Origin of the sequence: Stenotrophomonas rhizophila (genome assembly GCF_007667275.1) — a bacterium.
Lineage (GTDB): Bacteria > Pseudomonadota > Gammaproteobacteria > Xanthomonadales > Xanthomonadaceae > Stenotrophomonas > Stenotrophomonas maltophilia_AE.
On the sequence record NZ_VDQT01000003.1, the window covers coordinates 213,401 to 236,177 of the forward strand.

A 22,777-nucleotide genomic window follows, 5' to 3' on the forward strand; every position below is an offset into this window, starting at 1 on the left:
AAAAAACGCCCGGCAATGCCGGGCGTTTTTTTTGGTACCTACCGTCAGTGATTGCGCTCGACTGCCAAACGTCCCAATGCACGCAATGCATCGGCGCGCTCGTCGTACCCGGCAAGGCTTGCCTGCATCCGCTCGCTGAGTACGGCCAACTCGGCCTTCGCGCCGTCCATGCCCAACAATGCCGGGAACGTGGACTTGGCCTGCGCCTGGTCCTTGCCTGCTGTCTTTCCCAGCTGCTCGGAGCTGGCTTCCACGTCCAGGATGTCATCGCGCACCTGGAAGGCCAGGCCCAGCGCGTTGGCGAAGTCGTCCAGCTGGGCCAGGTCGGCCTGCGCGGCGTCGCCGCACAACGCGCCCATGCGTACCGCCGCGCGGATCAGTGCGCCGGTCTTCAGGGCGTGCATGTGCTGCAGGTCGGCCAGCGGCTGCGCGTGGCCGGTGGCATCGATATCGAGGGCCTGGCCACCGCACATGCCGGCCGCGCCCGAGGCGTGGGTGAGCGCCTGCAGGCAGTGCACGCGCAGCAGCGGCGGCAACGCGGCGTCGGCGAGCAGGCCGAACGCGCGGGTCTGCAACGCATCGCCGGCCAGGATCGCGGTCGCTTCGTCGAAGGCGATGTGCGTGGTGGGGCGGCCGCGGCGCAATGCGTCGTCGTCCATCGCCGGCAGGTCGTCATGCACCAGCGAATACGCGTGGATCAGCTCCACGGCCATTGCCGGCGCGTCCAGCGCAGCCTCGTCGGCGCCGAATATCTGCCCGCTGGCGTAGACCAGCAGCGGGCGCATGCGCTTGCCGCCGCCCAGTACCGCATAGCGCATCGCCTGATGCAGGCGCTGTGGTGCGTGGTGCGGCGGGGGCAGGCTGGCGTCGAGCTGGCTTTCGATGCGATCGCGCCAACGCGCGAACGTGGATTCAACCGTCATGGCTGGGCGGGTCGAACGGCTCGGCGGTGTCCGGGCGGGCGGGGTCGCTGAGCAGGCGCACGCGCAGCTCGGCCTGTTCCAGCGCCTGCTGGCACTGGCGGTACAGCCCGACCCCGCGCTCGTAGGCGCTGAGCGACTGTTCCAGGCTCATCTCGCCGGTTTCCATTTTCTCCACCAGTTGCTCCAGTTCTTCCAGCGAATGCTCGAAGTGGGCGACCGGGGAGGCGTCAGTGGGGGATTTCTTGGCCATGCGACAAGTGTGATGCGCTCGCCGCGGGGGGTCAATTCAGGCCGCGCCCGGGATCCAGCGCAGCTGCGCACTGTGTTCATCCAGCCATTGCTGCAGCGGCGCGGCGATCACCCGGTCACCTGCAGCCTGCAGGGTGTCGCCCGCATACAGCAGCGGCAGCTGGCGGCGCTGCCAGGGCGGCAACCCACGCTGCTGCAGCAGGTCCTTGAGCGCATGGGTATGGCTGCGGCCCGGCAGCTGGATGCGCTCCCCGCCACGGCGTGCGCTGACCTGCACCGGGGTGGCCAGTCGGCGGCAGCCCAGCAGGGCCAGTTCACCGCCATCGGGCAGCGCCAGCGGGCTGGAACCGTCCCAGTGCACGCTCCAGTCCAGCGGCAGGGCCAGCGCCATCGGCAGCAGGTACAGATGGCCGCGCCATCGGCGGATGCGCACACCCTGCCAGCTGAACTGCGCATCGGCGTCCTGGGTGGCGGGCAGCAGCTCGCGTTCGATCGCCTGCACTCCGGCCGCCGGCAGCGGGGGTTGTCCGGCGCTGCGGACCCAGTGCCGCAGCAGCCGTGCGCGGCGTTCGCGCGGTTGCCGTTGCAGGCGCGCGCAGTCCAGCACGCCGGGCGAGACCGTGCAGCGCCGCAGCGTGTCGTGGTCGCTGGCGTCCAGCAGGCGTTGCGCCTGGGCGCTCAGCTCGGCACTGCGCGCAAACGCCGCATCGGCCTGCGGCCAGCGCTGCTGCAGCAACGGCAGTACATGCAGGCGCAGGAAATTGCGGTCGGCCGCGTCGCTGGCGTTGCTGGGGTCTTCGATCCAGCGCAGCGCATGCGCTTCGGCGTGGGCCAGCAGCGCGCTGCGCGGCAGCTGCAGCAGCGGGCGCCAGATCGACCCGGCGGCGAACGGCGCATGCGCGCGGATCGCCGCCAGCCCGTCCACGCCGGAACCGCGCAGCGCACGCAGCAGGAAGGTTTCGGCCTGGTCGTCGCGGTGGTGGGCCAGGGCCAGGTGTTCGCCGTCGCGCAGGACCCTCGCGAAGGCGTCACGGCGCACGTGCCGTGCGGCGGCTTCCAGCCCTTCGCCGGTGTCGCGTGGCACGTTGACGTGGACCACCTGCAGGGGAATCGACCACGCCGTGCAGATCGCCTGGCAATGCGCGGCCCAGCGGTCGGCCTCGGCCTGCAGACCGTGGTGCACGTGCACCGCGTGCAGCCCCGCCGCACGCTGCACGGCGGACTGCGAAAGCCAGTGCAGCAGCACGGTCGAATCCAGCCCGCCACTGAACCCGACCAGCACCGGAGCGGGCAGGTCGGGCACGGGGGGCAGGGGACTGATCGGGGCGATGGGGTCAGGCACGTCTGCAGTATCGGCGTTGACGCAATCCATCGCCATCGGAATCGTTGTGGACGTGGCGCTACTCGACGGTGCGCTCGAACGCCTTCGGCGTCGGCAGTTCCACCGGCACGCCGTGGGCGTCGCAGGTGCCGGCCTGGCACAGGCGCTCGCGCAGGCGCGGGGTGGCCTGCACGATCATGTGGTAGATCGCGTTCTGCTCCATGGTGCCGCGCACCGCCCTGCTGCCGGGGCCGCGGGCCCAGATGCCGACATCTTCGCCGCCGTGGCTTTCGCTCTTCATCGGGACCAGCGCTTCCTGCATGTAATCGCGGTGCTCGGTATCGACGTGGGTCAGGTCCGGGCGGCCCTTGACCGGGTCGAAGCTGCTCGGCGCATGCGGGTAGGTCTTGGGGCCGGCCGGCTGCTGGTTGCTGGCGCCGGTGAAGCCCGGGCCGTTCGCGTAGCTCAGGGTGGTGTAGGGCAGGCCGGTGCCGTCGCGGGCCAGGTCCAGCGCGCCGGCGCCGTCTTCGCCGCCCTTGTCCTTGACCTTGCCCAGGATCGGGTTGCCGCGGGCGGGGTAACCGACGAAGTTCAGCGTGTGCGAATGGTCGGCGGTGACGATGATCAGGGTGTCCTGGTCGGAGGTGGCCTCCGCCGCTGCGCGGACCGCATCGGAGAGGGCCACGGTATCGCTCAGGGCGCGGTAGGCATTGCCGCTGTGGTTGGCATGGTCGATGCGCGCACCTTCCACCATCAGCACATAGCCTTCCTTGTGGCGCGAGAGGTTGGCGATGGCGGCCCGGGTCAGCTCGGCCAGGCTCGGCTCACCGGAGGGGTCTTCCCTGCGCTCGGCCTCGTAGCGCATGTGGTCCGGTTCGAACAGGCCCAGGATCGCCGGGGCGCTGGCCGCGGCCTGCAGCTGCCGGGAATTCCACACATACGCGCCCTGCGGATGCGCCTGCTTCCATTCGCCGACCAGGCTGCGTCCGTCCAGGCGCAGGCCCACCTTGTCGTCGTACTCCGGGTCGGTCTCTTCCACGGTGGTGAACTGGGCGCGGCCGCCGCCCAGCGCGACCAGCGGCCCGCGGCCGTAGCGCGAGGTCGACAGCAGCTGCTGGGCGATGTCCTGGCAGCCGGCGGCCTTTGCCGCTTCCGGCAGGTCGGCGTCGCTTTCCCAGTTGCGCTCGGGCGCATGGGCATAGGTCGCCGCCGGGGTGGCGTGGGTCAGGCGCGCGGTGGAGACCACGCCGGTGGCCATGCCGGCGCTGTCGGCCAGCTGCAGCCATGTCAGCAGGCCCTTGCCCAGACTGTCCGCGCAGTCGCTGCGGCTGCCCGCGCTGACCCCGATGGCGCCCATGTGGGTCTTCACCCCGGTGGTGATGGCGGTCATGGTGCCGGCCGAATCCGGGGTCTGCGAATCGGTGTTGTAGGTCTTGCTGAACGCCGTGGCCGGGAAGCGCTCCCACGACAGCAGGTTTTCCTCGCCGGGGTTGCCGTTGCGCTGGCCTTCGAAGATGCGCGCGGCGGCCACGGTGGTCAGGCTCATGCCATCGCCCAGGAACAGGATCACGTTCTTCGCGCGGCCTTCCATCGCGCCACTGCCGGCGGCGCGTGCGGCGCCGCTGCGGTACCACCACTGCGGGGTTTCACCGGCCGGATGGGCTACTGCCGGTACATCGACCTGAACGGAGCCGGCGCTGGCGCGGGAGGAGGAGGCGGGGGTGGCGCAGGCGCCGAGCAGCAGGGTGGTGGCGACAGCCGCCAGCAGGGGGGTGGAACGGGGCATGGACGCGCGGATCTCACGGATGAAACGGGCGTTCATTATGCAGAACGCCGCAAGGCACGCCGATGACACGCTGATTTTCCCTGTGCGCCTCGTCCGCGCGGGCCGGTTCGGCTAAGGTGATCCGCTGTATCACTCTCTTCCTGGAATGCTCATGGCGCTGGTGTCTGCCTGGCTGCGGATCCCGTTCTGGCAGCGTGTACTCGGCGGTTTCGTGCTGGGCGCGCTGGCCGGCTGGCTGCTGGGTCCCGCGGCCGAAGTCTGGTTCGGCCCGCTTGGCGACCTGTACGTCACCCTGATCAAGATGATCGCGGTGCCGCTGGTGTTCTTCGCGGTGATCAACGCGATTTCCTCGCTGCACGGCCAGAAGTCGGTCGCCGCGCTCGGCGGGCGCACCTTCCTGTGGTTCATCATCACCGCCGCGCTGGCGGTCGGCATCGGCCTGCTGGTGGGGACGATCATGCAGCCGGGCACCGGCAACCTCAGCCTGAGCATGGACCATGGCTACACCCCGCGCGAGGTGCCCAGCGTGGTCAAGGTGCTGATGGACGTGGTCCCGTCCAACGTGTTCTACGCACTGACCGGGATCGGCACCCGGGTCAACGCGGCGGGTGAAACCGTGCTGGCCGCAGGGCGCGGTTCGATCCTGCCGGTGATCTTCTTCGCCGGCCTGCTGGGCTTTGCCATGGTCAAGCTGGGCGACAAGGTCGCCGAGGCGCGCAGGCTGACCGGGCAGATGAGCGACATCATGATCCAGGTCACCCGCTTCGTGCTGGAGATGACCCCGCTGGGTACGTTCGGCCTGATCGCCGGCCTGGTCGGCAGCTACGGCTTCGAGAAGCTGCTGCCGTTGGGCAACTTCGTGCTGGCCCTGTACGTCGCCTGCGCGCTGCACATCGTGCTGGTGTACGGCAGCCTGCTGCTGGTGCACGGACTGAACCCGCTGAAGTTCTTCCGCGGCGCCGCGCCGGGCATGCAGGTGGCGTTCGTCAGTTCGTCCAGCTTCGCGGCGATGCCGGCGGCGATGCGCTCGATCACCCACAACCTGGGCGTGAACAAGGACTATGCCTCGTTCGCGGTGCCGCTGGGCGCCAGCATCAAGATGGATGGGTGCGGGGCGATCTACCCGGCGCTGTGCGCGGTGTTCATCGCCCAGTACACCGGTGTGCCACTCAGCCCGGAGCAGTATCTGGTGGTGCTGATCGCTTCGGTACTGGGCAGCTTCGGCACCGCCGGGGTGCCGGGCACGGCGGTGGTGATGGCGACGGTGGTGCTGAGCGCGGCCAACCTGCCGCTGGAGACCATCGGTTACCTGTACGCCATCGACCGGATCCTGGACATGATGCGCACCATGACCAACGTGACCGGGCAGATGCTGGTGCCGGTGCTGGTGGCCAAGGAAACCGGCCTGCTCGACCGCGAGGTGTACGACAACCCGTCCACCAGTCTTGGCGTGGACGAAGGCGACGAGCCGGCCGCGCGTTGAGCGCAGCGGCACGGGCTGGATACGGACGGGTCGGCACTGCCGGCCCGTTTTTCATTGGCTGACTGCGCGCTGTGACAGCTGTATCGCGCGCTGTAACAGTCCTGATACACCCCGGTGTGAAGCAGGCGTCATAAGGGCTCGGCCAGCGTGGTCGACGTGTTCAGGCGGCGTGAACGCCGCGCAGGTGTAACAACAACGTTGCAGCAGCGCTCCAGAGACGGGCCGAAACCCCCATGAAACGTGGCTTTGGAAGTTGGCACGATAACTGCTCCCTCCCTCCGCATCTTGACGGGAGGTCGCAATGGACAGCGTTCACGCAGCAGGCAGGGCAGGCACGATGGCGTGGGTGGTGGCGGCGCTGCTGCTGGCACCGGCAGCCGTACAGGCCTCGGGCGCACGCCAGGGCGTGAAACCGCAACCGGGCGAAATCGTCCTGCTGCGCGACGTCTCAGCGCGACCGGCGTACCGGCCCGCACCGCCGGGCGTGGCATTGATCGCCGATCCCTCGCCGCGCCGCGAAGTCAGCGGCGCGCTGGGCACGCCCAACGGCATGGACGAACTGAGCGACGACGATTACGCCTCGCTTGGCTCCAATGCGGGCATCGCATCGCCCCACCACCCCACTACGGTCGAGCGCGTCACCACCGGTACGGTCAACAACACGCTCGGACGCGCCACCACCAGCGGCGTGCTGTCCGGCAATTCACTGGGCCGCAGCATCGGCGGCCCGATGGGGGCGGTGGGCAATGCCACCCGCGGCATCGGCGACCAGGTGCGTGGCGCCCTGGCCCAGTTCCCGCTGGGCCAGCCGACCGGTGGGAACGGCAAATGAAGCGCATGGCCGTCCTGCTGTCGCTGGGCCTGGTGTCCGTGGTGCCGCTGCCGCTGTGCGCGCAGCAGGTCGATGACTACGCGGGCATGCTGGGCTACCTCAACCACACCCGCCTGGACGGCCGCGCGCTGAGCGGAGCCGATGGCGCGATCGTGGTCAACATGGCCGCGGGCGATCTCAACCAGCAGGCCAACCTGCTGGGGATCGCCAGCGGCGACACCGCGCAGGTCGACATCGACGCGCGGCAACTGCATTCCAACAACCGTGTACGCGCCACTGCCGCGCTCGACGCCCGCGCCAGCATTGGCGGGCAGGCACTCGGCGGCGCCAACGGCGTCGCCATGATCAACCAGGCCAGCGGTATCGGCAACGCGACGCTCAACATCGTCACGGCCACGCTGGCGCAACAGGGCATACGCGAGACGAACGACGAGGCCCTGGCCGCGTCGGGGGCACTCGCGTCAGCAGGGGGGCAGGGCACCGCAGCACGCGGTGGAACCGCCGGAACCCGCAGTGTCGCCGTGGAGGACACCGCGCTGCAGGGATTCGACGGCGTTCTGCAACTCAATCAAATCGCGGGTACCGGCAACACCACTGCCAATCAATTGAGCATGTCGGTGCAATCCACCCCGTGAGCAGTTCCATCCACCCGATTGACCGTGAAGAGAGAGGGCATCATGAACACCATGAACAAGACGGTACTGGCACTGGCCATCGCTGTTGTGGCCACCGCATCTGCTTCCGCACAGGACAACCAGAACCAGAGTGCGTTCATCAACCACATCCATAACGTGTGGGAGACGCGCACCAACCTCAACACCGACGTCGATACCGACGTCGACACCAACATCGACACCGACATCACCACGGCGATCGATACCAGCATCGATACGGACATCGATACCAACATCGACACCAACATCCGCAACGACTGGGATTCGCGCACCCGCGTACGCAACAACAGCACCACCAACGCCAGCAGCGACACCAACACCGAAACCACCACCAAGAGCTACACCGAAACCCGCGACGTGACCCACAACCGTGACGTCACCGTCAACGAGAACGTCACCAAGAACAGCGACATCCGCGCCGACGAGCGCAAGGAAAAGAACAACCACGGCGTCGACGTGAACCTGGAATCGGACCTGCAGGTGGGCGCGGACATCCAGTTCCGTGGCCGTCCGACCGTGTCGGGTGACCTGGCCGTCGACTCGGCGGCGATCGCCATCATCGACAACCGCCAGTCGATCACCGACAACCATGGCGACAACGAGCTGCTGGAAAACAACGCGTCGATCAGCGAGAACGTGGCGCAGGACGCGTCGGGCAACCTCGGCTTCAACACCGCCGCCGGTGACAACAATGCCCAGGACAACGCCGCGTCGCTGTCCGCTGCCGATGCATCGTTCACCTTCGGCATGTCCGATGCGCAGGTGTACGTGAACCAGTACGGCGCCGGCAACCGCACCTACAACGACGGCGTGGCCAACAACTCCAGCCTCAGCGGCAACGCGTTCCGCGGCGCCACCGGCAACATCGGCGTCAACAGCGCTGCCGGCAACAACAACGAGCAGAAGAACGCCCTGGCGGCTTCGGTGTCCACTGCGCGCATGGCGACCGCCAGCATCAGCTCCAACCAGGTCTCCGCCGAGAACAGCGTGTCCAACGAGGGTTACGTGAAGGCGATGCGTGACACCACCCAGGTCACCCTGCGTGGCAACGTGCGCGGCGGTACCGCGGCCATCGGCGTGGGTGCCTACCGTGGCGAAGGCGAGGCCTTCCAGCAGTCGAACCTGTACGCCGACAGCTGGAGCGGCGAGAGCCATTCCGGCGGCGACTCGACCGGGCATATCGACTTCGACTCCGATACCCAGGGCGCCGTGCAGAACCCGAACCGCGAAGGCGTGGGCGGGTTTGCCTTCGACACCGAAGAGCAGGGTGTGCTGGCCTACGGCGAAGTCGGCTATGCCGACCTGCATGCCAGCCTGAGCGGCACCGTGGCCACCACCCGCTGGGTGGTCGAGAAGGCCGAAAACAACGCCTCGCTGTCCGGCGATGCGTTCCGCGGCGCCTCCGGCAACATCGGGGTGAACGTGGCGGCCGGCACCGGCAACCTGCAGGCCAACAGCCTGGCCCTGGCCGTGGCGCAGCCGTCCACCGGCGGCAACCCGGGCGGCGGTGGCGGCGAGTAAGCCTGTCCGCTTTCGCAAGCAGTACGCGTTTAGCGCAACAAGCCCGGTCATCCGCCAATGGCCGGGTTCCCCCGGGAGCCCCTGTCCCATCCTCCCCCTTTGGGGCAGGGGCTCCTTCCTTTCCTTTCCTGCGTCATCCCCGGAGCCTCGCCGATGTGGTCCACCCGAGCCCTGTGCTGCGCGTTGTCGCTGTTGATGTTGCCGGTCGGCGCCTCGCGCGCGGGCGACGTGGCCTTCAGTGGCGTGCTGCCCAATGGTGCGGTGTTCACCCAGAAGGTGGAGAGCATGCAGGAACGGCGCTTCCGCAACGTGGTGCGCCAGCACACCGACTACAGCTGCGGCGCGGCCGCACTGGCCACGATCCTGCGTTACGCCTACCACCTGGACGCGGACGAAGGCACGGTCATCGAAGGCATGATGGGGGTTTCGGACCCCCAACTGGTCCACCAGCGCGGCTTTTCGCTGCTGGACATCAAACGGTATGTGGAATCGATGGGCATGCGTGGGCGCGGCTACCGCGTCAACGAAGAGCGCCTGCGCTCACTGCGCGTGCCCGGACTGGTGTTGATGGATGTACGCGGCTTCCGCCATTTCGTGGTCCTCAAGCAGGTCCGTGGCGATCTGGTGGACGTGGCCGACCCGATCCTGGGCAACCGCAGCGTTCCCATCAACGAATTTCTCGAATCATGGCCGTCGCGGGCCGTGTTCGTCGTGATCGGTACCGATTTCGACCGCAACACGGTGTTGCTGCAGCCCGGTGAACGGCCCAGTGCACGTTCGCTGTATGCGCGGCAGGGGCCGATCACCGACGCGGAACTGGTCGACTTCGGTTTCACCCACGCAGATCTGTTCTAGGAGACATCATGAACACCACCCCATGGACGCCGGTCGCGATGCTGCTTGCCCTGCTGGGCACGGCCCCGGTCCTCGCAGCGGATGCGCCGCGCGCCGAGCAGGGACGGCCCGGCAAGGGATTGAGCGAGATCCCCGATCCGGAACTCAACCTCATGCGCGGCCGTTACACGGTCAACGGGACGTCGGTCGCCTGGTTCGGCGTGACCATGGTGTCGCAGTGGCAGGCCGGCAACCAGTCGGCGCAGAGCGCGCTGACCCTGGGCATGGACTTCAGCCACGGCACCCAGGCCCCGAAGGTCAGCTTCACGCCCAGCGTGACCGTCACCGCCGCCGACGCGCCGCTGCCGGTGACGCCCGGACGCAGCGTGGATTCCAGCGGCCTGCAGAACGTGGCCGGCCTGACCCAGAGCGTGCAGGTGGCCGGCGACAACAACGTGGCCAGCAACAGCACCCAGTTGAACGTGCGCGAAGGCAGCGCACCGCCGGCGTCCGACCCGGCAGGCGTGCAGCCAGCCGTGGTGCAGCAGGCAGGCGTGCAGCAGGCCAGCGCGCAGCAGGGTGGCGTCAGCGCCGTGGCCCAGCAGGATGGCAGCAGCGCCAGCGTCAAGCTGGACATCCAGGGCGTTGGCCAGGTGCAGCAGTGGATCCGCAACGGCAGCGTCGGGCAGAGCATCGCGATCAGCAGCGACGGCCAGGCGGTACGCAACCGCATGCAGATCGACCTGGTCCGGCAGACGCTGGCCAGCAGCGGATCGCTCAACCAGAACGTGGCCCAGGCGATGAACCTGGTGCGCGGTGTTGGCATTGGGCCCGGCCAGTAATCCTGGTCGGTGGGGGAACCACACAGAACCGCAGGGCAAGGAAATGCACACCTCGATACGCAGCACCCCGCTGGCGCTGGCGGCGCTGGCACTCGCATCGGCGACCACCGCCGCCGCGCAGACCGCCCCGGCATCGCCGGCCCCCACCGGCGCACAGAACGCGCCGGTATCGCCGGCCGACGAAGCCGATGTCAAAGCGCTCATGCAGCAGCTGGAAACGCTCAAGGCCAACTACGCCCAGGAAGTGCGCCGGCTGCGCGAACTGGACATGCAGGTGCAGGCCATGCAGGCCCGCCTGAGCGGCAAGACCGCGCCGCTGGCCGCCGCTGCCGCCGCGCCCGAACCATTGCCTGCGACCACTCCGGCCGCACCGGTCGGCGGCGACGGCTACGCCAGCAGCGCGGCAGAAGCCCAGGAAGCCAAACAGGCCTCGCGGCGCAGCGTCGACGACGTCAAGCAGCAGACCGCCACGCTGTTCACCCGGCGCTTCACCCTGGAAAACAGCCTCACCTACGCGCGCTACGACCGCAAGCAGCTCACCCTGAACGGCTTCCTCGCGCTCGACGCCATCTTCCTCGGCAACATTGCGATCGAGAACGTCGAGTCCGACACCCTTACCTACAACCTGGCCGCACGCTGGGGCCTTACCCCGCGCCTGGCGTTGAACCTGGACGTGCCCTACCTGGCGCGCAAGACGGTGTTCCAGAAGGGCGGCGCCGGCGGCGCGGCCGCGGCCATCGCCCAGGAAGAAACCACCGGCAACGGCATCGGCGACGTCAGCCTGAGCGCCAACTACAAACTGTTCTCCGAACGCGGTCGCCTGCCGGAAACCGTGCTCACCGTGGGCGCCACCGCACCCACCGGTCGCGAACCCTACGGCCTGGACTGGAAAGTGCTGCAGCGCGACGACGATGACTTCATCCGTTTCGCCGTACCAAGCGAGCAGCCCACCGGCAACGGCGTGTGGCAGGCCAACATCGGCCTGTCCGCAGTGAAGACCGCCGATCCGGCGATCCTGTTCGCCAACATCGGCTACGTCCACTCCTTCGAAAACAGCTTCGACGACCTCGACGCCAACCCCGACACCGTCAACCCCGGCGACGTGAAACTCGGCGGCTCCTACTACTTCGGCGCCGGCGTCGCCTTCGCCTTCAACGAACGCACCAGCCTGAGCATCTCCTTCAGCGACAAGCTCAGCGCCCGCGCCTCCACCCGCTACAAGGGCGGCCAGTGGGTCAAGATCGTCGGCAGCGATGCGAATGCCGCCACCTTGAATCTGGGCATCACCTATGCGCTGAACCAGAAGACCACGCTGGTCAGCCTGCTGGGCATCGGCCTGACCCCGGACGCGCCGGATTTCACCCTGGCGTTCAAAGTGCCTTACATGCTTTGAGGTCAACGCAGCTCAGGCAACGCCAACTGATGCTTGCGGCACAAGCGGTACACCGTCACCCGCGACACCTGCATGGTGCGCGCGCATGCGGTGATGTTGAAGGCGTTGTCGCGCAGCGCCTGCAGCAGGGCATCGCGTTCGGCCGCCTGGCGTGCATCGTGCAGCAGCCGCTGCGGCATCTCCACCTGCGGCGGCAACAGCTCCAGGTCGGCCACGCCGATCAGCTCGGCTTCGCTCACGATCGCCGCCCGCTGCACCCGGTTCAACAACTCGCGGACATTGCCTGGCCAGTTGAAGCGCTGCAGCGCCCGTGCAGCCTCGGTACTGAAGCCGCGCGCGCGGGTCACATGGCGGCGCCGGAAGCTGGCCAGGAAGTGTTCCGCCAGCAACAGGATGTCGGTGCCGCGCTCGCGCAATGGCGGCATCGGCAGGCGCAGCACATTGAGCCGGTAGAACAGATCGCGGCGGAACTGCCCGCGTTCCACCGCCTGCTCCAGGTCCACATGCGTTGCCGCCACCACCCGCACATCCACCGACAACGGATGGTTGCTGCCCACCCGCTCGATCGTGCCTTCCTGCAGCACCCGCAGCAGATTGGTCTGCGCATCCAGCGGCAGGTCCCCGATCTCGTCCAGGAACACGGTGCCACCGCTGGCGGTCTCGAACAGGCCCAGCCGCCGCGTCGCCGCCCCGGTGAACGCGCCGCGCTCATGCCCGAACAGCTCCGACTGCACCAGCGCCGGCGGAATCGCCCCGCAGTTGACCGCCAGGAACGGGCGCCCATGGCGAGGCGACAGCGCATGCAGCGCCTGCGCCGCCAGCTCCTTGCCGGTTCCGGTTTCCCCGGTGATCAACACCGGCAGCTCGACCGGCGCGAACTTGCGCAGCGCCGCCCGCGCCACCTGCAGCACCGCGCTGTCGCCGACCAGGGCCTTGGCCCCGGCCGCCTGGCCCGGCGCCTCGCCGTCGGCCAGCTGCTGCAGCCGCAGCACCAGCCCGGCCACGTCCAGCGGCGCCGTCCAGGTTTCCACGCAGCACGCCAGCAGGGCCTGCAACGGCACATCGCCCGGCAGCGGACCCGCCGGCAGGATCGCCAGCAGGCGCATGTGCCGGTGCTGCGCCAGCAGCCCCTGCAGATGGTCCAGATGGGCCGGGGGAGGGCCGCGCAGGTCCAGCAGCCCGACTACCAGGTCGTTGCTGCGCATGCCGATCGACACGCACTGGTCGCTGGCGACCCCGCGTACCTGCCAACCTTCCGCTGCAAGCGCGGCGCGTTCGGCCGCGTGGGGTTGCCCAAACCAGATTACACACCGGGCCGGAAATTCAGGGACTGCCGCCATGCGTCACCTTCGAGAAAAAGATCCCGGGCGGTGTCTACAGGTCGGCACGCCCCGACGGGCCGCCCCCCGCCGGAACCAGCAGCCCCCGCCGGACCCGGCAGGGGCTGGTCGCGTGCAACGCGAATTGCGCGAACGACAACAGGGAGAACGCCGTTTGCCGTCGGTACCGGCCATCGCCGGGCCCAACGAAAAAGGCCGCTGCAGGGCAGCGGCCTTTCGTGGCGCGGGTCAACCGGGCCGATTCAGAGCTCGACGCGGCGCGCCTGCATGAACTTGCCGCCCCAATAGCCCGAGACCAGGCTGTCCACGCGGACGTCCTTGCCGGTGCTGGGGGCGTGCAGGAAGCGGCCTTCGCCGACGTAGATGCCGACGTGGTCGACCCGGCCCTTGCGGCCGAAGAACACCAGGTCGCCCGCGGCCAACGCGTTGCGGTCGTTGATCAGCTGGGCTTCGCCGTCGTGGGCCATTTCACGCGACACGCGCGGCAGCTCGATGCCCAGCGCGGTCTTGAACACGTAGCCGACCAGGCCGCTGCAGTCGAAACCGCTGTCCGGCGAGGTGCCGCCCCAGCGGTACGGCGTGCCCAGCAGGGTCATCGCACGGCGCAGCAGCGACTGCACCTTGCCATTGTCGGCCTCACCGCCGACCACCGCGCCGTTGGCACCGGTGCTGGCGTCGTAGTTGGCAAGCAGGCGGCTGAGGTCGCCGGCGAACATCGCCGAGCGGTCCATCAGCGGAATGGTGTCGTTGGCCGCCAGGTGCGGGAGCAGGGCGGCAAGGGTGGCACTGGCAGCGGCATCGGCCTTGCTGCGGACCGGCGCTTCAGCCTTCGGCTTGGCGGCGGCGGGGGCTTCGACGACGGCAACGGCGGCCACCGACGCGGCATCGACGGCGGTCGTCGGTGCGGTCTGTGCCCAGGCCGGAACACTGGCCAGGCAGAGGGCGAAAGCGAGAAGAGCGGGGCGGGCAGTGCGCCGGAAAGCGGCGGTCTGGCCTTGGCACGTCAGGTCGGCTGTCGTCACGCGGCGGTCACTGAATAAAAACGATGGGTGATGATGCCGTGTAAGACGTGTGATTTAGTACAAATTCCGTTAAATTTTCGTTTACATTAACGTGATCAACATCACATTTTTGAGCCTTGCCCCCATTCATTTCAGTGAAGTACGCGTTTGGCTCCCGTGTAGTGCTGCTTCCAGTAGCTGCCCGCCAACGAATCCAGCCGGACCGTGCCGCCCGTACTCGGGGCATGCACGAAGCGGCCCTCGCCGACATAGATGCCGACATGGAAGACGTTGCCGCGGTCGCCGAAAAACACCAGGTCCCCGGGCGCCAGCCGCTGCGGGTCGATCTTCGGACCCTGCACCGCCGCCAGGTCGCGCGAGGTCCGCGGCAGCTTCAGGTCGAGCATTTCCCGGTACACATAGGCCACCAGCCCACTGCAGTCGAAACCGGATTCCGGGGTGTTGCCGCCGTAGCGGTAGGGCGTGCCGACCAGCCCGATCGCCCGCATCAGCACCGCATTGGCTGCCTGCGGGTCGTTCGGCACCACCGTGGGCCAGACCTGGGGCGCGGCCGGCGGCGCGGCCGGGCGGGTGGTTTTGCCCCCGCCGCAGGCGCCCAGCGTGGCCAAGCAGAGCAGGGCGGCGAGCCGCGACAGCGGGCCGATCAGGCGCGGAACTGGCGTCATGTGCGTGATGTCCGGATAATGCGCGACCTCAGAAGGCCGTCATGATGGCGGCGTATCCGGCGGGCGACAACCCGTCCCATCCGTCTGCCCTGGCAGCCAGCACAAGAGTCCATTGCATGAAGATCGAGAAAGACCGCGTCGTCCGCTTCCATTACACCGTTGCCGAGCAGGGCCAGGAGCCGATCGAAAGCTCGAAGGACCGTGACCCGCTGGCGATCCTGATCGGCCACGGCAACATCATCCCGGGCCTGGAAAACGCCATGATGGACAAGGAAGCCGGCGCGTCCTTCGAGGTGGACGTCAAGGCCGCCGATGCCTACGGCGAGCGCCGCGATGGCCTGACCCAGCGCGTGCCGAAGAAGCATTTCGGCAACGAGAAGCTGGTTCCGGGTTCGCAGGTCGTGCTGCAGACCAACTTCGGTCCGCGCGCCGTGACCGTGCAGAAGGTCGGCATGAGCGTGGTCGACGTCGACCTGAACCACCCGATGGCCGGCAAGGACCTGCACTTCTCGGTGGAGATCGTCGACGTGCGCGAAGCCAGCGCCGAAGAACTCGAGCACGGCCATGTGCACGGTGATGGTGGTCATCACCACTGAACCGGGCGCCACGCCGGTTTACCGCAGCCACGCAGCGCGTGGCCCGACGGCCCGCCCTGGCGGGCCGTCTTTGTTTCCGCCACCGTTCGCGAGTCGCCCGTGAAGCCTGGTTCCCCCGCGTTGCAGCCGGTCGCCTCGAACGACCGCATCGAAGTGATCGACATCCTGCGCGGGATTGCGCTGCTCGGCATCCTGTTGATGAACATGGAAGCCTTGAGCGGTCCGCTCGACCTGGCCTTCACCGGGATCGATCCGCACTGGACCGGCCTCGACTACGCGGTCGACGCGGCCGTGTACGTGCTGGTACAGGGCAAGTTCTTCACCCTGTTCTCGCTGCTGTTCGGCGCCGGTTTCGCGATCATGGCGCAACGCGCCGAAGCCGCGCGGCGCGATTTCACCCCCTTCTACCTGCGCCGCAGCGCCGGCCTGCTGCTGATCGGCCTGTGCCATGCGCTGCTGGTCTGGTCCGGCGACATCCTGGTGGTCTATGCCCTGGTATCGCTGCCGCTGCTGGCCACCCGCGAGGCACCACAACGCTGGTTGCCGGCGATGGGAGTGGGCACTTACCTGTGCGCCGCGCTGATGATGCTGCTGCTGGGGGCGATGGTCGGGCTGGCCACGCAGGTGCAGGGCGACGGCGGTGGCATGGCCACGGCCATCGCGCAGGGCCAGCACACCATTGAACTGCAGCGCCAGGCGTACGGCCATGGCAGCTTCGGCCAGGCCGTGGCGCAGCGCGCCAGCGATCTCGGTACCGCGTTGTCCGGCGCGCTGATCATCGGTCCGGAAGTGCTGGGCATGTTCCTGCTGGGCAGCTGGTTCGCGCGCAGCGGCGCGCTGGCCGAGCCGGCGCGGTTCGAGCGGTTGTACCGTCGCCTGCGCTGGATCGCGCTGCCGGTCGGCCTGCTGCTGATGCTGGCCAGCGCGGCGTGGGTGCCGTACCTGGCCCCCGGCACCTTCACGCCGGTGACCGGCGCGGCCTACGCGCTGTCGTCGCTGGCCAGCCTGTTGATGTGCCTGGGCTACCTGGCGTGGATCGTGCACTGGCATGCGCGCCTGCGCGTGCTTGCGCCGATGGGGCGGATGGCGCTGACCCAGTACATCCTGCAGTCGCTGGTGTGCACGTGGTTGTTCTACGGCTACGGGCTGGGCGCGTTCGAAACGCTGCCGCGCGCCTGGCAGGTTCCGTTCGCGCTGGCCCTGTTCGCATTGCAGGTGCTGCTCAGTCACGCGTGGCTGCGCCACTTCCGTTTCGGTCCGCTGGAATGGGTCTGGCGTGCGATGACCTATGGCCGCTGGCCGGCGTTGCGCCGCTGAGACGGTGCCTGCCGCATCCTCACGCCTGACGCGCGGGCCGGCGTGGCATGCTTGCAGCCATGACAACGCACTTTGATTACGACCTGATCGTGCTCGGCGGCGGCTCCGGCGGCCTGGCCGCGGCGTTCCGCGCCGCGCAGCACGGCAAGCGGGTGGCCATGCTGGAACCCGGCGAACTGGGCGGTACCTGCGTCAACGTCGGCTGCGTGCCGAAGAAGGCGATGTGGCTGGCGGCCGATCTGTCCGCGCGGGTAGGTCTTGCGGCGGCGATGGGCTTCGACGTGCCGACCCGGCCCACGCTGGACTGGAAGGAACTGGTGGTGCATCGCCAGGGCTACATCGCCAACATCCACGCCAATTACCTCAAGCGCCTGAACGACACCGGTGTGGTGCGGGTGCCGCGCAAGGGCCGGCTGCTGGACGCGCACACAGTGGAGTGCAGCGACGGTATCCGGATCAGCGGTGAACATATCCTGCTGGCCACCGGCGCCCACCCGCAGCGTCCGGACATCCCCGGCGCCGAGCTGGGTTCGGTATCGGATGATTTCTTCAACCTGTGCAGCGCGCCGGCGCGGGTGGCGATCGTCGGCGGCGGCTACATCGCGGTGGAACTGGCCGGGCTGCTGCAGGCGCTGGGCAGCCGCGTCACCCTGCTGGTGCGCGGCGAGCGCCTGCTCGAGCGCTTCGACGCCGAACTGACCGCGCAGCTGGCCGAGAACCTTCGCCACCAGGGCGTGCACCTGCACTTCAACTACCGGCTGCGCGAGCTGCGTCGCGACGGCACCGACATCCTGGCGTACGGTCACGATGGCCCGGTCGAGCCGCGTTTCGACCAGGTGTTCTTCGCCACCGGCCGCCGCGGCAACAGTGCCGGGCTCGGGCTGGAAGCACTGGGCATCGCGGTGGGCGAGCGGGGAGAGGTCGAGGTCGACGACTGGCAGGACACCGCCGTGCCCAGCGTGCATGCGGTGGGCGACATCGCCGGCAAGGTCGGGCTGACCCCGGTGGCGATCGCGGCGGCGCGCAAGCTGATGGACCGCCTGTTCGGCGGCCAGCCGCAGGCCAGGATGGACTACGAGAATGTTGCCAGCGTGGTGTTCTCGCACCCGGCGCTGGGTGCGGTGGGATTGAGCGAAGAGGAAGCGCGCCAGCGCCATGGCGACGTGCGGGTGTACTGCAGCAACTTCCGCCCGATGCTGCAGGCCCTGGCCGACGCCAACCAGCGCAGCCTGTTCAAGCTGGTCTGCGTGGGCGAAGACGAGCGCGTGGTCGGCGTGCACCTGCTCGGCGAATCCGCCGACGAAATCCTGCAGGGCTTCGCGGTGGCAGTGAAGATGGGCGTCACCAAAGCCCAGCTCGACGACACCGTGGCGATTCACCCCACGAGCGCAGAAGAGGTCGTGTTGATGCGGTAAACCGCATCAACACCACCGCGGAGATCCGGGGTGCGACAATGACGGTGATGTCGCACGCTCTCCCTACCTCGTCCCGACGCCTGGCTACTTCCGGTGTGCTGCTCGCCGCCGTCGGCGCCATCGCCGCATCCGGCAAGGCGGTCATCGTCAAACTGGCCTACCGCCATGGCGTGGATGCCACGACGCTGCTGGCGCTGCGCATGCTGATGGCGTTTCCGCTGTTCGCGCTGCTGGCGGTGTGGTCTGCGCGCCGCGCCGCGCCGCTGTCGTGGGCAGACCGCGGCAAGGTGGCCTGGCTGGGCTTCACCGGCTATTACCTGTCCAGCCTGCTGGATTTCCAGGGCCTGCAGTACATCAGCGTGACCCTGGAACGGCTGATCCTCTATCTCAACCCGACCCTGGTGCTGCTGATCAGCCTGGTGCTGCTGAAGAAGCGGCCCGGCCGGTGGCAGCTGGCCGCCCTGGTGCTGAGCTACCTGGGCGTGCTGCTGGCGTTCGGGCATGACCTGCAGCTGGAAGGCGGGCGCATCGTGCTGGGCAGCGCGCTGGTCTTCGCCAGCGCGCTCAGCTACGCGCTGTACCTGTTCGGCAGCGGCCAGGTGGTGGCGCGGATCGGCGCCATCCGCCTGACTGCCTATGCCAGCTGCGTGGCGTGTGTGTTGTGCGTACTGCACTTTGCCGTGCTGCACCCGTTGCCGGCGCTGCTGCAGGCGCCGCCGCCGGTGTACTGGCTGTCGCTGGTCAACGCCACCGTCTGCACGGTGCTGCCGGTGCTGGCGATCATGCTGGCGGTAAAGCGGATCGGCTCGTCGCTGGCCGCGCAGGTGGGTATGCTCGGTCCGGTGTCCACCATCGTGATGAGTCTATGGCTGCTCGACGAACCCATGGGCCCCTGGCAGATCCTGGGGACGGCGCTGGTGCTGGTCGGCGTGCTGCTGGTCAGCCGCGTGCGCGCGTGAGCAAGCGTGCGGCGTCGGTCGACGCCGCGGCCGATGCCGCCGCGCAGGCCCGCGAGCGCATCCTGGCGGTGATCCGCGCCATTCCGCGCGGGCAGGTGATGGGCTATGGACAGGTGGCGGCCAAGGCCGGCCTGCCGGGCCGGGCGCGACTGACCGCGCGGGTGCTGGGCATGAACGACGACCCGGACCTGCCGTGGCACCGGGTGCTGCGTTCAGACGGCCGGATCGCAATGCCCGAGGGCTCGCGCGGCTGGCGCGAGCAGAACCAGCGGCTGCGCGCCGAAGGGGTGGCGATGGAACGCGGCCGGGTCCGGCACATGCCGCGCGGGGAAGGGGACCTGGACGCTGCGTTGTGGGGACCCCTCTAGGCGTTGGACGCCGGCCAACGGCCGGCGCTACCACGCCGCGCCTTCGGCGCGGCTATGATGGGCGCGGTTCCAAAGGATGCCCCCATGTTCCCCCGACTGCCCACCGTCACCAAGGCACTGTTGATCGCCAACATCGTGCTGTTCCTGCTGCAGCAGCCGTTCCTGCTCGGCAACGGCACCTTCGAGCCGTTCATGCTGCAGCCCCTGCGCGGTGGGTTCGACCCGTTCTCGCCGGGCGGCAACTTCCAGCCGTGGCAGCTGCTCACTTATGGCTTCCTGCATGGCAGCTTCGGCCACCTGTTCTTCAACATGCTGGCGCTCTTCATGTTCGGTGCGCCGCTGGAACAGACCTGGGGCGAGAAGCGCTTCCTGATCTACTACCTGGTCTGCGTCGCGGGCGCCGGCGTATGCCAGCTGCTGGTGGGCGCGCTGATGACCGATCCGGCCACCGTGCTCGGCGCGTCCGGTGGCGTATTCGGCCTGTTGCTGGCCTACGGCATGTTGTTCCCCAACCAGCGCGTCATGCTGCTGTTCCCGCCCATCCCCATGAAGGCGCGCACGTTCGTGATCGTGTTCGGTGTGATGGAACTGGTGTTGGGCGCCACCGGCTGGCAGCCCGGCGTGGCCCATTTCGCGCACCTCGGCGGTATGCTGTTCGGCTGGCTGCTGATCCGTTACTGGCGCGGCCAGCCGCCGTTCAAGCGGCGTCCGCCCGGTGGCCCGAAACGCCCCAATCACCTGCGCAGCGTGTAGCCCCTCGCGGACGAAAGGTGTCCCCGGCGTCGGCCTGCGGCCGACGCCTCCTCCTTTACTTTGCCAGGGACCTACCGGCCGCGACGGGGCTCGGCTTGCGGTTGGCAATGGAAAAGCAGATGTCGCGGTGCCACGCCGGTGGGGTGAGTGTGGGGCCGCCGTGCCCTTGTGGGCGAATTAAAAGGAGGAAGGTGGCGGCCGCAGGCCGACGCCGGGGGAAATTCGCCCACAAGGGCACGGCGGCCCCGCGCTCGCCCCACCGGCAACCGCGTCTGCTGCAGCGCGTGCTCCCCCACGAGGGGAGAAGAACAAAAAAAAGGGGCGCTCGAAGGAGCGCCCCTTTTTGTTTTCACCAGCGCTGGACTCAGCGCCAGACCTTGATCTGCTCCGCGTCCACGCGCTGCATCGGCTGGCCCGGCTTGCAGGTGTAGGTGGCGCCGAAGGCCGGCAGGTTCGACAGCGGGCCATTGGTGCGCCACTTGCCCGGGGCCATGGTGTCCGAGGTCAGGCGCTGCGCCGCTTCGTTCGGCGACAGCTGCTGCGGCCAAAGGCTGGCCCAGGCGCGGAAGAAGCCCTGCTGGGTGGCCGGCTTGGCGTCCGGTTCCGCTGCGCGGTAGGCCGCCCAGGCCAGCTCCAGGCCGGCCAGGTCGGCCAGGTTCTCTTCGCGGGTCAGCTGGCCGTTGACCTTCGCACCCTTGACGCCGGGGAAGTCGTAGCCGCTGAACTGCGCCGCCACGCGGCTGCCCAGCAGTTCCCACGCGGTCTTGTCGGCCGGCGTCCACCAGCTGCGCAGTTCGCCCTTGGCGTCCACCAGCGAGCCCTTGGCGTCGATCGCGCGGGTCAGCTCATGCGCGACCAGCGCGCCGTAGCTGCCGTACTTGTCGGCGTTGTCGGCCTTGGCATTGAACACCGGGCCCTGCAGCACCGCGGCGGTGACGATCAGGCGGTTCTGCGCGATGTCATAGGCCAGCGCCGGCTGCTGCGGCAGCACGTCCCAGCGACGTTCCGCGTTGCCCTTGCCGATCCGCTTCATTTCTTCGCGGTGGCGCCAGGTCGAGGCGATCAGCATGTTGCTGCCGAAGCTGCCACGGCCCATCGGCTGCACGCTGTAATCGAGGTCGCGCAGCGGGGTGCCGATCTCGATCTTCAGCGCGGCCAGCTTGGCCTGCGCTTCGGCCTTGGCTTCGGCGCTCAGCCAGCTGCTGGCCTTGACCGATTCGATCTGGGTTTCGCGGATCTTGTCGGCGATCACCGCCGCCTGGCGGCGGTCCTCGGCCGACAGGTGGCGCGCGGCATACTCGCGGCCCAGCATCGGGCCGGCGGCAACGTTGATGGCATTGAGCACCTGCTCCCAGCGTGCCGGGGCCAGGGTCTCGCCACGGATCACGCGACCGCGGAACTCGAACTCGGCATCGCGGTAGGCCTTGGACAGGTAGGGCGCCATCGCGTCGCCCACGCGCCAGCGCAGGTAGGCCTTCCACTGCTCCGGCTTGATCCGGGTGACCATGCCGTCGAGCTGCTTGAACAGTGCCGGGTCGGACAGCGAGACCAGGTCATCGCTGACGCCCTGCGCCTTGAGGAACGCCTCCAGCTGCAGGTTGCGGTAGCGGCTGTTGAGCTCCTTGGTGGAGATCGGCGCGTAGTTGTTGAACGGGTTGTTGATGCCGGCCAGCGACTGCGCGTTGCGCGCCAGCTCGGTTTCCAGCGCGATCACCGCCTGCGACTCGGCGTCCAGGTCGGCCGGCTTGGTGCCGGTCAGCGCCAGGATCTGCTTGACGTACGCACGGTAGCGCCCCATCAGGGCCACCGTGTCGGCGTCGGTGCGGGTGTAGAACGCCGGGTCCGGCAGGCCCATGCCACCCTGCATGAAGTAACCGATGTGGCGGTCCAGTGCCTTCAGGTCGATGTCCGGGGCGAAGTTGAACGCAACCGGGATGCCGACCTGGTGCAGCGCGGCGATCGAGGCCGGCACGTCCTTGGCCTTCTTGATCGCATTGATGCGGGTCAGCAGCGGGGCGATCGGCTTGGAACCGTCGGCCTCCACGGCCGCTTCGTCCAGGCCGCTGGCCCAGAAGTCGCCCAGCAGCTTCTGCACGTTGCCCTGCGGCGACTGCATCGCACCGTCGAGCAGTTCACGCTGCTGCACGCGGGTACGTTCGGCCAGCTGGCCCAGGGCGGTGGTGGCGCCGGACTGCGGCGCCGGGTTGGCCTTCAACCAAGCGGCATTGGTGGCGTCGTGGAAATCGCTGCACTGCGCGCTGACCGCAGGCGCACGGCTGGCGGCCTTCTTTTTCGGGGCGGCGGAGGCGTCGGTGACGACCAGGGTGGCCAGGCCCAGGCCGAGGGCGATGGCAAGCGGACGAAGGTTGGGCATGCGAAGCGAATCCAGGAGGATTGAAGACCGCGGAACTATAGCAAGCCCGCATGAAAACGCGGCATTCACCGACGCCGACGGTAGCCCCGGCCGTTGGCCGGCAACCGACC

21 protein-coding genes are annotated in these 22,777 nt (G+C 68.5%); 13 read left to right on the forward strand and 8 right to left on the reverse strand.

What is annotated here, in order from left to right; genetic code table 11:
- Positions 1 to 44: 44 nt before the first annotated feature.
- The 4 genes from FSZ13_RS11555 to FSZ13_RS11570 all read right to left on the reverse strand — a co-directional run bounded on the left by FSZ13_RS11555 (position 45) and on the right by FSZ13_RS11570 (position 4,279).
- On the reverse strand, positions 45 to 923 hold the full coding sequence (locus tag FSZ13_RS11555; protein ID WP_145479798.1) for a polyprenyl synthetase family protein: 879 nt from the start codon (positions 921 to 923) through the stop codon (positions 45 to 47).
- Positions 913 to 1,173 (reverse strand): exodeoxyribonuclease VII small subunit, encoded by a 261-nt coding sequence (locus tag FSZ13_RS11560; protein ID WP_145479800.1) that lies wholly within the window; start codon positions 1,171 to 1,173, stop codon positions 913 to 915. Before FSZ13_RS11560 ends, FSZ13_RS11555 begins: the two co-directional genes overlap by 11 nt.
- A gap of 36 nt (positions 1,174 to 1,209) precedes the next feature.
- The gene (gene tilS / locus FSZ13_RS11565; protein WP_428999999.1) at positions 1,210 to 2,493 is read right to left on the reverse strand and encodes a tRNA lysidine(34) synthetase TilS; all 1,284 of its coding nucleotides are present in this window, start codon (positions 2,491 to 2,493) and stop codon (positions 1,210 to 1,212) included.
- Between the two features lie 79 nt (positions 2,494 to 2,572).
- The gene (locus tag FSZ13_RS11570; protein WP_145480345.1) at positions 2,573 to 4,279 is read right to left on the reverse strand and encodes an alkaline phosphatase; all 1,707 of its coding nucleotides are present in this window, start codon (positions 4,277 to 4,279) and stop codon (positions 2,573 to 2,575) included.
- Positions 4,280 to 4,430: 151 nt separating this feature from the next.
- Between FSZ13_RS11570 and FSZ13_RS11575 the strand changes: the two genes are divergently transcribed.
- From FSZ13_RS11575 to FSZ13_RS11605, 7 genes are all read left to right on the forward strand, one after another.
- Positions 4,431 to 5,762 (forward strand): dicarboxylate/amino acid:cation symporter, encoded by a 1,332-nt coding sequence (locus FSZ13_RS11575; protein WP_145479804.1) that lies wholly within the window; start codon positions 4,431 to 4,433, stop codon positions 5,760 to 5,762.
- Between the two features lie 301 nt (positions 5,763 to 6,063).
- Positions 6,064 to 6,594 (forward strand): hypothetical protein, encoded by a 531-nt coding sequence (locus tag FSZ13_RS11580; RefSeq protein ID WP_145479806.1) that lies wholly within the window; start codon positions 6,064 to 6,066, stop codon positions 6,592 to 6,594.
- 5 nt (positions 6,595 to 6,599) lie between these two features.
- Positions 6,600 to 7,229: a hypothetical protein gene (locus FSZ13_RS11585; protein ID WP_428999991.1), complete on the forward strand. Its 630-nt coding sequence runs from the start codon at positions 6,600 to 6,602 to the stop codon at positions 7,227 to 7,229.
- 42 nt (positions 7,230 to 7,271) lie between these two features.
- Complete coding sequence (locus FSZ13_RS11590; RefSeq protein WP_145479810.1) at positions 7,272 to 8,789, forward strand: adhesin; 1,518 nt, start codon at positions 7,272 to 7,274, stop codon at positions 8,787 to 8,789.
- A gap of 153 nt (positions 8,790 to 8,942) precedes the next feature.
- Positions 8,943 to 9,644, forward strand: a complete 702-nt coding sequence (locus FSZ13_RS11595; RefSeq protein WP_145479812.1) for a C39 family peptidase — start codon at positions 8,943 to 8,945, stop codon at positions 9,642 to 9,644.
- 8 nt (positions 9,645 to 9,652) lie between these two features.
- Positions 9,653 to 10,465 carry a hypothetical protein gene (locus FSZ13_RS11600; protein ID WP_260844160.1) on the forward strand — a complete coding sequence of 271 codons (813 nt, stop codon included), beginning with the start codon at positions 9,653 to 9,655 and terminating at the stop codon, positions 10,463 to 10,465.
- 43 nt (positions 10,466 to 10,508) lie between these two features.
- A complete protein-coding gene (locus tag FSZ13_RS11605) occupies positions 10,509 to 11,858 on the forward strand; it encodes a transporter (RefSeq protein ID WP_145479814.1) in 1,350 nt (449 codons plus the stop codon).
- Between the two features lie 2 nt (positions 11,859 to 11,860).
- Here FSZ13_RS11605 and FSZ13_RS11610 read toward each other — a convergent pair whose 3' ends face one another.
- From FSZ13_RS11610 to FSZ13_RS11620, 3 genes are all read right to left on the reverse strand, one after another.
- Complete coding sequence (locus tag FSZ13_RS11610) at positions 11,861 to 13,198, reverse strand: sigma-54 interaction domain-containing protein (protein WP_145479816.1); 1,338 nt, start codon at positions 13,196 to 13,198, stop codon at positions 11,861 to 11,863.
- A 242-nt stretch (positions 13,199 to 13,440) separates the two neighbouring features.
- Positions 13,441 to 14,220, reverse strand: coding sequence for a C40 family peptidase (locus FSZ13_RS11615; RefSeq protein ID WP_145479819.1), 780 nt, complete (start codon positions 14,218 to 14,220; stop codon positions 13,441 to 13,443).
- A gap of 131 nt (positions 14,221 to 14,351) precedes the next feature.
- Positions 14,352 to 14,885, reverse strand: coding sequence for a C40 family peptidase (locus FSZ13_RS11620; RefSeq protein WP_145479821.1), 534 nt, complete (start codon positions 14,883 to 14,885; stop codon positions 14,352 to 14,354).
- A gap of 116 nt (positions 14,886 to 15,001) precedes the next feature.
- Between FSZ13_RS11620 and FSZ13_RS11625 the strand changes: the two genes are divergently transcribed.
- From FSZ13_RS11625 to FSZ13_RS11650, 6 genes are all read left to right on the forward strand, one after another.
- Entirely contained in the window at positions 15,002 to 15,481 is a 480-nt protein-coding gene (locus tag FSZ13_RS11625; protein WP_145479823.1) for an FKBP-type peptidyl-prolyl cis-trans isomerase, read from the forward strand.
- A gap of 99 nt (positions 15,482 to 15,580) precedes the next feature.
- The gene (locus tag FSZ13_RS11630; RefSeq protein WP_260844161.1) at positions 15,581 to 16,798 is read left to right on the forward strand and encodes a DUF418 domain-containing protein; all 1,218 of its coding nucleotides are present in this window, start codon (positions 15,581 to 15,583) and stop codon (positions 16,796 to 16,798) included.
- Positions 16,799 to 16,857: 59 nt separating this feature from the next.
- A complete protein-coding gene (gene gorA, locus FSZ13_RS11635; protein WP_145479825.1) occupies positions 16,858 to 18,213 on the forward strand; it encodes a glutathione-disulfide reductase in 1,356 nt (451 codons plus the stop codon).
- Between the two features lie 47 nt (positions 18,214 to 18,260).
- Entirely contained in the window at positions 18,261 to 19,172 is a 912-nt protein-coding gene (locus FSZ13_RS11640) for a DMT family transporter (RefSeq protein WP_428999992.1), read from the forward strand.
- A complete protein-coding gene (locus FSZ13_RS11645) occupies positions 19,079 to 19,540 on the forward strand; it encodes an MGMT family protein (protein ID WP_428999993.1) in 462 nt (153 codons plus the stop codon). The genes FSZ13_RS11640 and FSZ13_RS11645 overlap by 94 nt, the downstream gene beginning before the upstream one ends.
- An 84-nt stretch (positions 19,541 to 19,624) precedes the next feature.
- Positions 19,625 to 20,293 (forward strand): rhomboid family intramembrane serine protease, encoded by a 669-nt coding sequence (locus FSZ13_RS11650; RefSeq protein ID WP_145479829.1) that lies wholly within the window; start codon positions 19,625 to 19,627, stop codon positions 20,291 to 20,293.
- Between the two features lie 364 nt (positions 20,294 to 20,657).
- Here the strand turns inward: FSZ13_RS11650 and FSZ13_RS11655 are convergent, their stop codons facing one another.
- Positions 20,658 to 22,667, reverse strand: a complete 2,010-nt coding sequence (locus FSZ13_RS11655; RefSeq protein WP_145479832.1) for a M13 family metallopeptidase — start codon at positions 22,665 to 22,667, stop codon at positions 20,658 to 20,660.
- Positions 22,668 to 22,777: the final 110 nt, after the last annotated feature.